Here is a 16,291-nt window from a genome sequence, read left to right as displayed (position 1 = left end):
CGAGTTCATGCGCAAACCGCAGTTGTGTCGGCCCTTCAGGCCTTTCGCTTTGGCTTGATACGCGTACCGGGGCTTAGCAGCCCCGGCAAAGGTTCTGCCGGCCCTCCGGGCCTGATGCCGGTCGAACATCGCGGGTCGGTTTGCATCGGGTTTCGTCAGTAATCCAGTTCACGTCTTCCCAGATCGCTTCGTGAGTGGCAGCTAGGCTTTGCGGATGAACTCGGACGCGTAGCTTCGTACTTCGCTGCCGTTGAGCACGTGGACCATACGGAGTTGTTGCACCTCTTCGTCGCTGAACGACGTCAGCGGGACGTGGACGAGTTGCTTTTTAAATCGCCTCGCCAAGCGACGCCATCCTGCCCCCGGTGGCAAACCGCTCATCAGTGCGATTTGTCGACCACGTGAATGCATGCAAGCCGCGGCGATCAAGCGCTCTTCGAGTGTCTCGGTAAAGTTGAGACGGCGATCCATCCAGATATCCGGGATTGGTACGGGCGGATACAAGAACATGGCGCCGCCGTAGGTGCCCAAGCCAATGCCCGGGCCGACCATTTCTTTGGAAAAATCGCTGGCGAAAAACGCCAACGTCGATTCCCATTGGTGCTCGGCGAACCAAGTCGTTCGCCATGGATAATCACGCGGATCCGCGGGCGAATCAAACAGCATCAAACACGCGTCGAGCTTCCCGCGACTCGGCGGAATGACACGCACGTAGATTTGTTTCTCGTACCAATGCCGCAACGTGTCGCGGATATCGATTCCGTCCTTGACGCTGGTCGTGAACTTCTCCGTTCGCGCCAAGTCCTGCCCCATAATCGCTTGTGCACGCTCGCAGACGCGGTTGCGTAACATCTCAATGCGTTCGTCTTCGGGCGGATAACTGCACTGGGAATACGGGTTCCAACTGTATTCCCATCGCGAACGCTCATCTTTCGTCGGTCGTCGTTGCAACGACAGAGTCTGCCAAGTCAGCGGAGGCCCCGGCAAACGACTGACCAACGATACGATATCACCATCGGGCAACCGTCCTTGATCGATACCGAGTGTGACCGTCGGTTCGCCCTCAAACTGCCACGAACCAAAATCCGCGATGTCCTCGTCACTCAGGTCAGCAGTGAACGGATCGTCGTCCAAATGATCTGGATCGAGGTCGGGATCGACTGCGTCGGTCAATTGCTCGTGGAAAGGGATGTTCGACGAATCCGTAATCGGTTCATTTCCGGTCGGCTCGAGCCCCGGATCAATCACCGATCGCTTCAAACGATACTGGCTCGCGATCTCCGCGACGTGCAACGCGTACTGGTCACCGAGAATTTGCTGACACGCGGTGACAATCGTCACCATGTCCGGCGTCATCCGCCGGTGCATGAGCGACAAGTTGCGGATGTACTTCAGGCATTTCGACAACAACAGTGGAGTGACGCGTCGGGCGCGGTTTTTGAACTCCGACATGTAGCTTTGCTTGGCCGCGATCAACAGTTCCTTGACACCGTCAATCTGCAGGTTGGCGTCCTCTTCGAGTTCGCGACGAGCCCGTTCGTACAGCGCAGTGATGAAAGGCAGCTCACCGAAAAGGAACAGCAACGTTTTCGGATCGACTGCGTAGGTTTGCGGAACCGAAACGTGGTCGTGCTCGAACGCATCAACGTCTCGTCCCTTGCCCTCTTTGAGCAACCTATGAGCCTCACGTATCCACGGCCAATCCAGGACACTCGTTACCAGCAACGTTTGATCGTACGTTTGGCTGAGCCCGACCAGCCGCGCGGCCATGTATGCCATCCGATCGCGCGTCTGCTCGTCGCTCGGCCGCGGAATGCTGGGCAAGACAGCCGCTGCAAACTTTTCGCATTGCACGTGGCGAACCGCGTACGGGTCGGGCATGACGGTCGAAAAGGGATGAAAATGATTCGTTTCGAGATCGATGAACGCCCGGGGAATGTGTTCGCCCATCGCGGCCCGGATCGCCATGATCACGCCTTGGCAGGGATCGATCGGCACGTAGCTCGATGCGATTTCATCCAACCCGTCATCATCAAAATCATCCGCGTCGCTATCGTCGTAGCTGCCTTTGAAATCGTGTGCCGCGTCGTAATTCGACTCGAACGTCGGCGCCGGCTTCTGAATTACGATCGAAGGCTTCGGTAATTCCAATACCGCTTGCTCGACCGATTCCCGAAACGATTCCGGGAGCGAAACGGCAACGCAGTCAAAACGGTGTTCGAGCAAAAACCGACGTGTCAGCCAAGCGAACTGGCCGCTGCCGTGGATGATCGGAAGGATCGTCGTGTGGTCATCGAGCCGCAGGAGCGGCGGGACGTCGGTTTGACCGCGGTTCATGTTGTTAAGCTCGGTTCATCGCTCGCCGAAGCGATCACTTCGGTCGGTTCACAACAGAGATAGTTCCGTGCGGCGTCTCCGATGGCCGCGACGTCAACGCGTCGATACGCATCGAGCAGTTCATCGGTTGACAAGTATTCACGGCAACAGAGCCAGTGGCTTCCCAAGCCAAAGAGTCGCTGGGATGGACGTTCCGAAGCCATGATCACTCCCGCGACCGTTTTGTTGATTACTTGGTCCAGTTCATCTTGTTTGACTCCGTCACGAACCACCAGATCGATCGCCTCGTTCATCAATCGGATGTTGGAATCCATCTGATCGGGAGTGCAAACGAGGTACGAGAACAACGCACCGGTGTCGGAATATTCTTGCGGCCAAAGTGTCGCAATTTCTGCGCGTCCGGTATCAATCAAATCCCAAAACAAACGGCTGCCCCCGTCATCACCGATGATTGAAGCGAGCAATCGCATCGCGTATCGATCGGACGCCGCCATCGAAGGGCCGCCCGACAAAGTAACTCGGTAGGCCTGCGTCGCGTCGGGAACCGACAATCGCGGATTCAATTCGACGCCCTCGGGCAACACGTCCTTATTGTCACTCGCAAACTCCGCGGGCATCGGCAAGTCGTTCCACGCCGCAGTGGCTTCGCCTGCTTGTTCAACGAGATCGTCGAAGTCGACGTTGCCCGACGCGGCGAGAACCATGTTCTCCGGACGATAACGGGCACTGAAGTAGTCACGCATCGTATCGACATGCATGTTCGTAATGGACTCGGTCGTACCGAGCACACGCCGTCCCAACCCACGGGGGCCGTAACAGCATTCCATGACACGTTCAAACGCGCCGAAGGGAGGTTGGTCCTCGTACTTGGCGATTTCCTCCAGGATCACGCCGCGTTCGGTCGCGAATTCATCCGCATCGAGGCGTGGACGCATCATGTCGGAAAGCAGATCGACCATCCGCCGTTGATACTTCGGCAGCACCGCCGCGTAGTAAACCGTTTGCTCTTCGCTCGTGTACGCATTGCTCTGGCCGCCGAGTTCATCGAGCTCGCGGTTGACGTCGGCGGCGCTACGTGTGGCGGTGCCCTTGAACATCATGTGCTCGAGAAAATGGCTCAACCCCGATTGCGAGTCGTTTTCATCTCGTGCACCGGCGCGAACGAAGTACCCGATCGCAGCGGAATATCCCCGGTTATCGACTTCCGCGACGACCTGCAATCCGTTGTCTAAAGTAACCGACCGAAACTCACTCATGGTTGTCTCCCTCAGCGTGGTTGGTTGAATCGTCGAACAAGACACCGCCGGCGAGCGGCTCGGGCCCGATTGTCACAATTCGGAAAGACTCAGGCGTGTGCGATTGGTAATAGGTTTTGATCTGTTCCAGTGTGATCGCTTCGATGATCGATTCGAGTTCCTCGGTCGGCATCACGCGGCCGAGTTGGAACTGGTCCGACGCGAGCGATCCGGCACGCGAATTCGCCGATTCCTGTTCCATAATCAGGCTGCTCTGGATGCGAACCTTCCAACGCTCGAGCTCCGATTCCTCTAGGTCATCGCAAAGATGCTTGATCTCGTGAAGCGTGAGATCGAGTGTTTGTTGAGCACGCTGAGGCGTCGTTCCCGCATAACCGAAAACAGCCCCGGCGGCAGGAATCGGTTTGCCCTCACGGTTGGTGCTCGCGGGCACCGAATGCGTGTTCGCGAAAACGCTGTAACACAAACCGTGTTTTTCGCGAACGCGATCGAACAATCGGCTGCTCATCCCGTCACTCAAGATACCAATTCCGGCACGCATCACAAAATACTCTGGATGCCCATATGGAATGTTGTCGTACGCGAATCCGATGTGCGTTTGGCTGCTCGGCAATTCGATGTGCTCGTGGCCGTCGATCGGATCGGGCGTCGGCAGCCCATCCCACGACCCGGACTTCGAATCACCGAACGCGGCATCGATGGCGTCATTGACTTGAGCGTCGTCGAAGTTACCGGCGAGCGACAGGATGCTTTGGCCGGCGTGGTAATGCTCGGTGTAAAATTCACGAACATCGTCCATGGTTAGCGTTTCGAGGCTTTGCGGACTCGCCACGCCGCTGCGTCCCAACGCGACACCATACTGACGCTCCCGCAGTCGCCGCATCAATCGCTGAGTCGGCTCATCTTGATTGGCGAGCATCTCCTGACGCAGCATCATTTTCGCGTCGTCGAACTGGTCGATCGGAAGGTGCGGGCGACGCACGAGATCAGCGAGCAAACCGATCGCGGGGACTAGCGAGTCGGCGGGCATCGCGGCGGAGAATCCCGTGATACTGGTCGACGACGAACCGTTTGAGTCGATCCCCAAATTGTCTTCCGCCGCGACGAGTTGGCGACTGTTGTAAGGCCCAGCCCCACGTTGCACCATCTCGACGGTCAACGATGCCAAACCACAACGCGAAATGGGATCAAAGTCCGACGACACGCTCATGATTTCAGCGGAAACGCCGCCGGGCATCCACATCGTGTAGGCGGCCGTTCGCAACCACGGCATTTGTTGCCACACCACGGTCATCCCGTTGGCGAGTTTGCGAGTTTTGACGGGCGGGGTCGCGGTTGAGAGCATAAAGATGAAGGGGTGGGAGGTTGAGAGGTCGCAGTTTTCAGGTTTGCAGGTCACAGGACTCAGATCACTGGGACACAGAACACTGGGATTCAGCGAGCTGGTGCGGTGTCGGTGGCGTGTGGGCGACCTGGGTATTGCTGCGGCGTTGGAACATCGGACCGGAGGGACGGTTCTTGACTTAGTTGGTCGCGGTCCGGGCTCGCGTTTAATAATCGCAAACGGACCAGGTCGGCGAGCCCGTCGGCTCCGCTAGAGTCCGATCGAGACGAGTTCGACCGTGCGGACGCGTCCGATCAACGTGTGGCTGCTGACTTGGTCGACGTGAATGTCCAGCATCTGTCCGGCTTGGCGTCGATTTCCGTCAAACACCACGATGCGATCACAGTGTGTTCGGCCGGTCATTTGAACGACCGCCGCATCCGGATCCGACGTGTCGGCCTTCTTGCTCGGTCCTTCGACCAACACCTCGACGGTCGAGCCGATCAACTTCTCGTTGTCCTCTTTCGAGATCCGGTCTTGGACGGCCAACAACTCGTTGTTACGTGCCGCTTTGACTTCGCGTGGCACATCGTCTTCGAGCCGCTCGGCTGCCTTCGTTCCACCACGAACACTGTACTGGAAGATGAAGCTGTTCTTAAAACGGCAGCGTTCGATCAATTTCACTGATTTCTGGAAATCCTCGTCCGTCTCGCCGCAGAAGCCGACAATGAAATCGCTGCTGACGGCGGCTTCGGGAAGAATGGATTCGATTCGTTCGAACATCTCCATGTACTGAGCGATCGTGTAACCGCGCTTCATCCGTTTGAGAACCTCGTCGCTGCCGCTTTGGGCCGGCACGTGAAGGTACGGCGAACACTTCGGCAAGTCACGCACCGTCGTCAACAACCGCTCCGTCATGTCTTTCGGATAGTTCGTTACGAATTTCAGACGTTGAATCCCGTCGATCTCGTGCAACTGTTCGAGCAACGCGGCCAAGTCCGTATCCCCGTCGTCGCTGCGATGGCGATAGCTGTTGACCGTTTGGCCGAGCAACGTGATTTCGCGACAACCTTGATCCGCCAACGTTCGTGCTTCGGCAAGAATTTCGGCCGGCGAGCGACCTTGTTCGGGACCGCGAGTGTTCGGCACGACGCAGTAGGTGCAAAACTTATCGCAGCCGATTTGAATGCGCAGGTAGGCTTGGAAAGGCGTCGGCCGCTGCGACGGATCACGCAGAGGATCGAACGTTTCGTGTGATCGTGCCACGACGGCTTGCTTGCCATCGGTCCGCGAGAGCGAAACCGCCATCTGGCGACCTTCCCCCGAATCAATGTTCGTGATCAGTTGAGGCAGCGCGTGCAGTTGGCCCGGACCGACCACCATGTCGACAAACGGAGCGCGACGGAAGATGACTTCTTGATCCTTTTGCGCCATGCAACCGAGCACGCCGATTTTCTTGTCGGGATGCCGAGCCTTCGTGTCTCGCAGTTTGCCCAACGCGCTATACGTTTTCTCCTCGGCTTGCTCGCGAATACTGCACGTGTTGTACAGCAGCAGGTCTGCTTCGGCGGGCGTCTCGACAACGCGATAGCCATGACGTTTGAGGTCAGCGATGACCATTTCGCTGTCCAGCACGTTCATCTGACAGCCGACGGTTTTGATGTAAACAGTTTTGGTCATTGCGGAGAATCTTCGGTCTCGTTAGCGGGTTCGGGTGGCATGTTTGCGTCCTTATGTTTTTTAACGTGGACGCGAAGCAACTCGGTCAATCTCGTTTGGCGACGTCCCATCGCCGACGTGATGATGCAGGCCGCCACAACGGCTCCGATGACCCACAACCAATTGATGGATGAGAATACGCCCTCGGCGATCAGGTTCGGGGCGACAAGGGGAGGCTTCGGGAATCCGTTCATTGTCATAGGATAACCGCCCGAGAGGGTTTTCCGAAAGGCATCTGTCGGTATCTCGCCCACGAATGACCGAGGCAAATGAAGGTGCCGGTGTGGCAATCGCCTCACGGCAAATGGGTCGTCATCCGAGCAATCGGACCAATAATTCACGTGTTTCGGCTTGGATCCCCGCCGCGTTACTCTCCCGTGGGCCGGCGACGTTCAGCACCGCGGGCCGGATTTCGGACAGCCACACCGCAATTTCCTCTGCCGCGGAGCTTGCATCGACGATCGAAACGCTCAGAGACGGCTTGCCCGCCTTTCGACAAATCCGCAGCGTCAATTTGGTGCCGCCGCTGATCTGACCGCGGTACAGCAACAAAGTCGCGTCGGAATCGATCACGTTCTGCTCGGTCCGGTCTGGATAAAAACGCGACTCCAACTCGTCGAGCTGATATTCCGACGGCACACGCCCATCCTCAGCCAATCGCCCCGCCGGACACCAACCACCGTGTGCGATGCCGAGATCCATGGCCGCGTCGAGCGCCCCACGGTCGACGCCCGTCTGGCCGCCCGAAACAATCTTGTCGGGAACGAATCGCTCAGGAGCGGGGTTAAGTCCGGTAAAAAGATCGGGTGAATGCATGGGCACAATATAGCGACGGGTCCGCGACCGGGGAATCGCGAGCGAACCACCGAACGTCGTCAAAATGGCAACCAGCATACGAAACCCACGACCAATGCGATTCATGTGATGATGAACCGGTCGCAGTCGCTGGATTCATCCGAACCCCAAAAACGCGAAGGATGCCACGAAACGCCGCGGCGACTTCCGTTGCTCTAGTCTATAACCCCTGAGGCGCAGTTCTCCTTTCGATCGGGACTCGACATTGCTCAAAAGCTCAAAAGCCCCTTACGCCGAGATTGCCTATTTTAAAGCTCCCCCTGCGGCGTACTGTCCCCCATGTTGACTTGGTTCTCCGAGAACACGAAAACCTGAATCATGGAATACTTCAAAATTTTCTTGACGAAGCTTGCGTGGGGCGCGGTGCTATTCGCGACCGTCCCGGGTGTCAGTTTTGCTGCAGACGGGGGACGCCGTTTCGCGCACTCCGACAGCGATAAGCGGTATCTGCACCACATCGATCTCTACGATCTCAACAATCGTAAAATCACACCAGATTCCGACCAGCCGTACTCGCCCCAGAACACTTGCGGGCGATGTCATGATTTCGAAACAATCTCGCACGGTTGGCACTTCAACGCATTCCGCAGCCACGCCCTTCGTGCGACGTCGAAAGGATCATCTGCCGCCGAAAACGACGCAGCGGATGAGGACGCTGATATCGAGTTGGAACAGCCATCACATGAACACGTCGTCGACGGTCGTCCCGGCGAACCCTGGATTTGGACCGACGAACGGACCGGCACGCAACTGCCGCTGAGCTATCGCGATTGGCCCGGCCGATTCAATCCGGCGTCAATTGGAATCAGCGAACTGGAAATGGTTCGGCAATTCGGAGGTCGACTCCCCGGAGGCGGCGCGGGTTCCGAAGACGAGCGAAAAACACTTTCGCCTGAATCAGATGCAGACGATTCAAGCGAAGACGCCGAACCTTCTCGATGGGCGTTAACCGGTGACTTGGAAGTCGATTGCATGGTCTGCCACGCGGTATCCGGTGCCTATGATTTCGAACTGCGCCGAAGCACGATCGGATCCGAAAACTTCGCATGGGCGCCCACTGCCGCTCTTCGACTGGGGCAGATCGATGGATCGGTCGCTCGAATCAAAGAAGGTTCCGATCCCGAAGATCCAAAGGTTCAAGCCAAACTTCCGAAAGTACAGTACGACGCGAGTCGATTCGGCCCCGACGGTTCGGTGTTCATGGATCTCGTTCGCCATGTCGAAAACAATGCCTGTTACCAATGTCACAGCCAGCGGACGGTGACTGAGGGTGTGGGAATCGACGAACGGTTCATCCACGACACCGACGTTCACCTGAGAGCGGGCATGAAGTGCACCGATTGCCATCGCAACGGCATCGACCACCAAATCGCTCGCGGATTCGAAGGCGAACAGCATCCTGAATCGTTCGCATCGATGACCACGCTCAATTGCGTCGGGTGCCACCTCGGAACGGACTTTTATCTCGACGAAGAAGAAGCCGAAAATTCGATCACGCAGCGTGAAATCATGAACCGGCCCGGTCGGCTCGGTGCCCCTCTGCCCAACCATGAAGGCCTGCCTCCCGTCCACTTTAAAAAATTGACCTGCACCGCCTGCCACAGCGGCCCGATTCCTTCGTCGACGGCGGGCGGATTGATGACCTCGCTGTCACACGGTCTCGGTGACAAAGGTCACCGAACGGGTCCCGAACTGCCTTCCATCCGTGGCCCGCTGTTCATTCCCGAATCGACATCAGCGGATGATCATTCGGATCTCGATCACGCGAGCGACGAGGAGGCTCATTCGCGAGTCACCGTGGCCCGCGGTATGTGGCCTGCTTACTGGGGCGAAATCCGAGATGGGAAAGTGATCCCGCTGTCGCCCGAGAAGGTCTACACCGCGACGCGTCGTTCTCTCCGGGTTCGACGTGGTTTCATCGAAGAAGTGTCCAAGCCAAAACTTTCATCACGTGACCTCGTCGAGTTGCTCGGGGAAGAACGTGGCAAAGTGGATGCGAGTGAATACACGCCGGAGGAGCGTGACCTGGTCGACGCGTTGCAGATGAAGCAAGGCGAAGAGCTGTTCGACGAAAAGGTCGCCTTGTCGCTGGAAACTCTCAAAAAAGAACTCGGCGTTGAACAGGCCGTCTACGTTTCCACCGGAGTCGTCTATGCCCGGGCCGCTCCATCGGATCCAGATTCAGCAGACGAGGTCGCGGACGCGGAACGCAGTGAGGCCAAACCCAATGCCGAAGACGATCAAACGGAAGTCCCGACGCGGCTCCTCGAAGAGATTACCGTCGAAAATCCTGAAGCCGTCTCGATGGTTTCTTGGCCGATGGCTCACAACGTCCGGCCGGCCGGATGGTCACTCGGAGCGACGGGCTGTCTGGAATGTCACGCCGATGACGGTTTGATCTTCGCCTCCACTGTCACGCCCATGGGGCCCGCCCCAAAAGCGGGTCAGCCCTCGGCAATGGCCAGCCTGCAAGGGCTCGCCGAATCGGATCGGTTGCTGTGGAATCAAATGTTCGGCGGTCGCAAGTTGTACAAATTGTTGGTGGCCGCTTCGCTGGTCGTTCTCGGCGTCATGATGTTGCTCGGACTGGCGGCGTCCGCACACCGGCGGGGCGAGATGGCATCGGGCGGACAACCTACCCCAGAGAGAACAGCATGATGTTGGCACTCATCCGACGTTTAACTTTTGCGGGCGTGCTGATCGCCACCGTCGTCCTTTTCGGAACCTCACTGCCAACATGGTGGGGTGGCCACTTCGGCGGCTACCGATTGCTCGCGCACATGGCCGCCAGTGGCGTGGTCGTGATCGGATTGCCCTTGTACGCGATTCTCCGGTGGACCGACTGGTTGTCGGCGCCGATACCGACGCGTGGATCCGCGTGGACCTTTTGGGCATTGATTCTGTCTGGCTTTTTGACGATCGCCAGCATGTACGCGTGCATGATGCCATCGACGACCACCTCATGGATGGTCGCACTGATCGATTTCCACGGCTGGATCGGCGCCACCATGGCCGTCGCCGCAATCGCTCATTTGGCAACGCTCCGCCGAGTCGATCCGAAACAATCCGCAACTTAACGCGGCATAAAAACGCAGCGAATGTCGCGAGACTTCTGGCACCCGTCCACGCCCACCGCAACGTTGGCGAGTCTGGCTACGATGAATCTCACTGCGTCACGCGCTCATTCCGACGCAACCGAACCTAGCTCCGCGTCACGTTTGATCCCGCGTACCATCCGCGGGAAGACGAATAAGTGCAGCGGCCAGACCGAGTACCAATAGGCCAATCCGAGCAACCCGCGTGGGCGGAAACGAGCCGTTTGCACGAACTGTGATTGATCCGGTCCTTGCGGCTCGACGCGGAATTCCAATTCGGCGACTCCAGGGAGCCTCATCTCGGCGTGCAAGCGCAACCACCGCCCTCGTTCGTACCCGCTCACTCGCCAAAAATCGACCGCTTCACCGTAACTGAGTTCGTTGGGATGGCGTCGTCCGCGACGTAAGCCAGGCCCGCCGACGCATTTATCCAAGAGTCCACGAAGCCACCACAACCAATCCGCCCCCCAATAACCAGACTTGCCCCCGATTCGGCTCAACGCGGCAAACGTCGCATCGGCACTGGCGGCAACCTTCACCGTTTGCACATCGTCAAAGACCGTCCCGCCGGACCACTCCGGATCGCCCGGCATTTCCCCCGCCGTCGACCAACGCGTTTCGATATCACCGTCGTTGAGTTTTCCGATCGCGGCATCGATCGCATCCTCAACTCCGAACAACGGGCCAGGCATCAATTTCTGTGCGTCATCGTTGCGGCATACGGTTCGGTTTCGCAAACCCTCGGCCAACGGTCGGGCGATGCTCGCGTTGACCGGCGTGACCAACGAGATCCATGCCGAACTCAATCGAGGCGTTAACACGGGAACCGGCATGATGATCCGTCGCGGCAGCCCCAATGATTTCGCCATGATCTGCATCAATTTCTGATACGTGTGGATGTCACGCCCACCAATATCGATCGTGCGGCCCGCCGTTTCCGGCACGTCCAAACACTCGACCAAGTACCGCAGCACGTCGCGAATCGCGATCGGCTGCGTTTCCATCTTTACCCATTTCGGGGTAATCATGATCGGCAGACGCTCGACCAGGTAACGCAGAATTTCGAACGATGCTGACCCCGAACCGATAATCATTGCGGCTCGAAACACCGTCGTCTCTGCATCACTTTGTCGAAGGATATCCGCAACTTCGCCGCGGCTACGCAAATGCATGCTGAGATTAGGGCCCAACTCCCCCAGGCCTCCGAGATACATCACGCGGCGGCAACTGCTGTCCTTCAATCCTTCGACAAAGGTGTTCGCCAGTTCGCGGTCCCGTTTCGCGTAGTCGCCTCCCGCACTGATCATCGCATGGACGAGATAATAGGCCGCGTCGACTCCCGCAATTGCCGCTCGCACACCGGGCAGATCATCGAGATTGCCCTGAACGATCTCGAGACGTTCATGATCGCACCATGGAAACGCCCGCAGTTTCTCGGGACTTCGAACCAAACATCGAACCCGATATCCGTTATCCAAAAGCTTCGGCACCAAACGACCGCCGACATACCCGGTCGCCCCGCACACGAGAATGCGTCTCGGCGGATTTTGCGACGCGAGTGATTCTTCCGGCACGATTGATCCCGATAGCAAGAGTTGGCTGATGTTCGTCGAACACCACGTGATCCTAAAGCGCGGATCCGGTCACGCCTATCGGAGATCCCGAGCACACGCCCGTTGAACTGTGGATTGTCGTCAAGGGCGACGCGAGCAGGCACTGATAGCTTGAATCCAATCCGAGCACGCGATCGCGATTGCGATACGGAGCGTCCTCGCCGATGCGGAAACGCCCGATCATTCGGATCAGTTCACTAGCGAAGAAGTGGCATCGGTGCGACCACGCAGGTTCGATTCGCGATATAATCGAACCGCCTCGCAGTCTGCGTCGCCGTACACAACATTGATCGAGATCACAACCAAAAGGTTCCCCAACACCGATGGCCACAAAATTCGCACTCTTGCTTCTCGCACTCAGCCCAGTCGTCTTTGCCAACACGGCTTCGGCCGACACAACGAACGTGTTGTTCCTCGCGGGAGGACGCTCTCACGCCTCGGGCGAGCACGAGTTCAACGCCGGTTGCCGCCTGCTCGCGAAAGCCCTTAATGAGCAGAGCGGGCTGGATATTCAAGCAACCGTCATCAACGGATGGCCCGAAGACCAGTCCGTTTTCAAAGACGTTGACGCGGTCGTCATCTACTCCGACGGAACCAGTGTCATCCAGCACGGGTGGGAACGCGCCGATCAACTCGCCAAATCGGGTGTGGGGCTGATGTTCATGCACTACGCGGTGCATCCGAGTGCTGAACAGGGCGAGCGTTACTTTCGCCCGTGGATCGGCGGCGCGATGGAAACCGGATGGTCCGTGAACCCACACTGGGTCGCCGACCTCCAGGCTCTTCCTGAGCATCCGATTTCAAACGGCGTCACCGACCTCGTTCGAGCCTACGACGAGTTCTACTACAACATGCGTTTCCAGGAAGATCGCGACCAAGTTCTCGATCTCGTCACCGCTGTCCCAACACGTGAACGACTCAAACGAGTCATCAACTTGTGGAACCAACACGGCGTCGACGGAATCGGAAAACGTCAAACGTTGATGTGGGGAGTTCAACGTGAGGACGGTGGACGCGGCGTCGGTTTTACGGGCGGCCACTACCACCGCAATTGGGCGATTGATGACTATCGAAAACTCGTTCTCAACGCCATCGTTTGGGTCGCCGGTGCCGACGTTCCTCAAGACGGCGTTCCGTCGGACACCGTCACGGAAGACGCTCTTAACGAGAACCTTGACACCTATCCAAAGGAAAATCCTCGCATCCCACTTCCCAACGTCGAAGAATTCATGCAGCTTCCGCCCGCAACAAACGTTTCAATGGAAGACTACGAGAACGCCAAAGCGGGGCAAAAGAACCGCGTCAGAAAGGCCAAAGCCAAACAATTGGCAAAGTAGTGCGTGATCAAGCCGAAGCGTGAGAATTCCTCAACCCGGAATGCTGTCCTCGAGCCGCATACGGAAACCGCAATACGGACACGGGGGCTTCCGATCTCAATCCAATCTTCGGTTCCAATCATGCAGTCGCCTCCCATCGGTCGTCCAGTAAACCGTGCCTGTTGGTACGGTGCCGAACAACGCGGGTGTCCTTCCATCCAACCAAAGACCGATTGATATGAATACTCTCAACGACCAAGCCGTTTTTGTTAGCGGATCGACAAAAGGCATCGGCAACGCGATCGCAACCCGTTTTGTTCAAGAGGGCGCACGCGTGATTGTCCACAGTCGATCCGAGTCCGGTGCGACGGATGCCAAGACGGCCGTTGGTGCGACGGGCGCCGTTTGGGGCGACCTGTCGACCGCGGAGGGGACGAACCAAGTCCTCGAACAACTCGGTGCGTTTGCGCCCATTGAGGTTTTGGTCAATAACGCAGGTGTCTTCAGCGTCGAAGATTTCTTCGAACTCGAAGACGACGTTTGGATCGACTATTTTCAAACGAACGTGATGAGCATGGTTCGCCTATGCCGCTCGCTCATGCCGGGAATGCTCGAACGCAATTCCGGTGCGATCATCAACGTTGCCAGCGAAGCGGCCATCAAACCGCTGCCTCAGATGATTCACTACTCGATGACCAAGACCGCGATGCTCTCGATATCACGCGGACTGGCCGAGTTAACGAAAGGCAGCAAGGTGCGAGTGAACAGTTTGTTACCTGGGCCGACTTGGACCGATGGCGTCGAATCGTACTTCGATGGTTTGGCGAAACAGGAAGGTCGCCCACTGCAGGAAGTCCTGGACAACTATTTCCGCGAACACGAACCCACGTCACTCATCCAACGTTTTGCGACCGTCGAAGAAGTCTCCGACGGTGCCGTTTTCTTGGCTCAGAACAGCGCCGTCAACGGCAGTTCGCTGCGAGTCGAGGGCGGACTCATCCGTTCGATCTAAAACAATTCAAACGGTGACGCGCCTTCGTCGTAGCTGGAATTGCCAAGATTCAGCCCCCTGAAGTTTGGCGTCATCCGGTTGGCGTCATTCGGTAAGAACGTTGCAACTCACCAAGCGGGACCAATACGCGAGCGGCCTACTTATGCCGATTCGCAGTGACGTGGTCCTCAAATGGGGAAGAGTCCCAACGAACAGTGAATCGCTTCCTCCAGGTGTCACCTTGCTCGATGCGTTTGGTAGATCACAATAGAGAGGCCTCGAAGTCCCCCCCGCCATAGAGTCCTCCCCATGAAAAATCTGCTCATCGCGTCGCTGTTCCTGTTTGTCTCGACATCGGTCATCTCGGGACTTGGTTCAACCGCCGACGCCGCCGGTCGTCCCAACGTGATTTACATTCTGGCCGACGATCTCGGGTACGGGGATCTGAGTTGTAACGGACAAACGCATTTCCAAACGCCCAATATCGACGCCTTGGCGAAACAGGGCATGAAATTCACCCGTCACTATTCGGGCAGTACCGTGTGCGCCCCGTCGCGGTGCTCTTTGTTGACGGGCAAACACGCCGGACACGCCGCCGTGCGTGGGAACGCCGAACTGATGCCCGAAGGCCAACAACCGATGCCGGCGAACACCGTCACAATGGCCCACATGCTTCAGCGTGCAGGGTACACGACGGGATTATTCGGCAAGTGGGGACTCGGTGCACCGGGCAGCGTCAGCGAACCACTGAAGATGGGATTCGATCGGTTCTACGGTTACAACTGCCAGCGACAAGCACACCACTACTATCCGTACTTCCTCTGGAACGACAACCAACGTGAAATGCTGTGGGGAAACTTCGGAACCGAGACCGAAGATTACGCACCTCACTTGATTCAGGAACAGACACTCGATTTCATTGAAGCGAATAAAGACCAATCTTTTTTCTGTTTCTACGCGCTCGTGCAACCACACGCAGAAATGTTTGCACCGGAAGAGAAGATGGCAAAATACCGTGGCAAATTTCTGCCTGAGAGTTCCTACGATGGCGTCGACTCAGGCCCACGTTTTCGCAAGTCTGCATATGGATCGCAGCCCGAAGCTCATGCCGCGTTTGCCGCCATGGTTGAAATCATGGATGAAGACGTGGGCCAGCTTGTCGCCAAGCTGAACGAATTGGGAATCGCTGAAAACACCCTCATCATTTTCACTTCAGACAACGGCCCGCATACGGAAGGCGGACACGATCCGAAATATTTCAACTCCAACGGTTCGCGACGCGGCTTCAAACGCGATCTCTACGAAGGCGGCATCCACGTCCCGATGATCGCGAATTGGCCTGGAAAGATTCCCGCCGGTGTAACATCGGATCACCTTTCCGCATTCTGGGACGTGCTTCCAACGGTCGCCGAAATTACCGGTCAACCGACCCCCGATGATATCGACGGCGTCTCATTCTTGCCGACGTTGTTGGGCAGGGGCAAGCAGCCCGAACATGATTACCTGTACTGGGAATTTCACGAAATGAAAGGCCGCGTCGCGATTCGCCAAGGCGACTGGAAAGCGATCCGGTACAACGTTTCGGTCGATCCCGACTCACCCGTCGAACTTTACGACCTTTCGTCGGATCCCGCCGAAACGACGAATGTCGCGGCGCAGCATCCCGAGATCGCCGCCGAACTGACCAAGCGAATCCAAGAAGCTCGAACCGAATCGCCGATCGCGAAATTCAATTTCCCCGGCAAACGTAAATAGTCGCAAACGCGGTAGCACTAAGCCATGTCG

Annotated in this window: 12 protein-coding genes; 5 read left to right on the top strand and 7 right to left on the bottom strand. The window is 57.4% G+C overall.

Translation table 11 applies throughout. The annotated features are described in order from the left end of the window. Positions 1-201: 201 nt before the first annotated feature. The 6 genes from FHS27_RS18755 to FHS27_RS18730 all read right to left on the bottom strand — a co-directional run bounded on the left by FHS27_RS18755 (position 202) and on the right by FHS27_RS18730 (position 7,557). Positions 202-2,337, bottom strand: a complete 2,136-nt coding sequence (locus tag FHS27_RS18755; protein WP_184306413.1) for a hypothetical protein — start codon at positions 2,335-2,337, stop codon at positions 202-204. Beyond that, a complete protein-coding gene (locus tag FHS27_RS18750; protein WP_184306412.1) occupies positions 2,334-3,593 on the bottom strand; it encodes a M16 family metallopeptidase in 1,260 nt (419 codons plus the stop codon). Before FHS27_RS18750 ends, FHS27_RS18755 begins: the two co-directional genes overlap by 4 nt. After that, a complete protein-coding gene (locus tag FHS27_RS18745) occupies positions 3,586-4,938 on the bottom strand; it encodes a M16 family metallopeptidase (RefSeq protein WP_184306411.1) in 1,353 nt (450 codons plus the stop codon). Before FHS27_RS18745 ends, FHS27_RS18750 begins: the two co-directional genes overlap by 8 nt. Before the next feature lie 249 nt (positions 4,939-5,187). Continuing rightward, positions 5,188-6,597: a tRNA (N6-isopentenyl adenosine(37)-C2)-methylthiotransferase MiaB gene (miaB, locus tag FHS27_RS18740; RefSeq protein ID WP_009105362.1), complete on the bottom strand. Its 1,410-nt coding sequence runs from the start codon at positions 6,595-6,597 to the stop codon at positions 5,188-5,190. Continuing rightward, on the bottom strand, positions 6,594-6,836 hold the full coding sequence (locus tag FHS27_RS18735; RefSeq protein WP_246420143.1) for a hypothetical protein: 243 nt from the start codon (positions 6,834-6,836) through the stop codon (positions 6,594-6,596). Before FHS27_RS18735 ends, miaB begins: the two co-directional genes overlap by 4 nt. 112 nt (positions 6,837-6,948) lie before the next feature. Next, positions 6,949-7,557 (bottom strand): putative molybdenum carrier protein, encoded by a 609-nt coding sequence (locus FHS27_RS18730; protein WP_246420141.1) that lies wholly within the window; start codon positions 7,555-7,557, stop codon positions 6,949-6,951. 252 nt (positions 7,558-7,809) lie between these two features. Between FHS27_RS18730 and FHS27_RS18725 the strand changes: the two genes are divergently transcribed. Continuing rightward, complete coding sequence (locus FHS27_RS18725) at positions 7,810-10,149, top strand: hypothetical protein (protein WP_184306410.1); 2,340 nt, start codon at positions 7,810-7,812, stop codon at positions 10,147-10,149. After that, positions 10,146-10,568, top strand: a complete 423-nt coding sequence (locus tag FHS27_RS18720) for a hypothetical protein (RefSeq protein WP_184306409.1) — start codon at positions 10,146-10,148, stop codon at positions 10,566-10,568. The genes FHS27_RS18725 and FHS27_RS18720 overlap by 4 nt, the downstream gene beginning before the upstream one ends. 104 nt (positions 10,569-10,672) lie before the next feature. Here the strand turns inward: FHS27_RS18720 and FHS27_RS18715 are convergent, their stop codons facing one another. After that, complete coding sequence (locus FHS27_RS18715) at positions 10,673-12,160, bottom strand: SDR family oxidoreductase (protein WP_315854621.1); 1,488 nt, start codon at positions 12,158-12,160, stop codon at positions 10,673-10,675. A gap of 362 nt (positions 12,161-12,522) precedes the next feature. Between FHS27_RS18715 and FHS27_RS18710 the strand changes: the two genes are divergently transcribed. The 3 genes from FHS27_RS18710 to FHS27_RS18700 all read left to right on the top strand — a co-directional run bounded on the left by FHS27_RS18710 (position 12,523) and on the right by FHS27_RS18700 (position 16,261). Next, positions 12,523-13,536, top strand: coding sequence for a ThuA domain-containing protein (locus tag FHS27_RS18710; RefSeq protein WP_184306408.1), 1,014 nt, complete (start codon positions 12,523-12,525; stop codon positions 13,534-13,536). Between the two features lie 217 nt (positions 13,537-13,753). Then, positions 13,754-14,527, top strand: a complete 774-nt coding sequence (locus FHS27_RS18705) for an SDR family NAD(P)-dependent oxidoreductase (RefSeq protein WP_221225211.1) — start codon at positions 13,754-13,756, stop codon at positions 14,525-14,527. Between the two features lie 288 nt (positions 14,528-14,815). After that, positions 14,816-16,261, top strand: coding sequence for an arylsulfatase (locus FHS27_RS18700; protein WP_184306407.1), 1,446 nt, complete (start codon positions 14,816-14,818; stop codon positions 16,259-16,261). Positions 16,262-16,291 lie beyond the last annotated feature (30 nt).

It is taken from the genome of Aporhodopirellula rubra, from assembly GCF_014192335.1.
GTDB lineage: Bacteria > Planctomycetota > Planctomycetia > Pirellulales > Pirellulaceae > Rhodopirellula > Rhodopirellula rubra.
The sequence above is the reverse complement of the archived record's forward strand: the minus strand, read 5'-3'. Positions and strand labels throughout refer to the sequence as shown.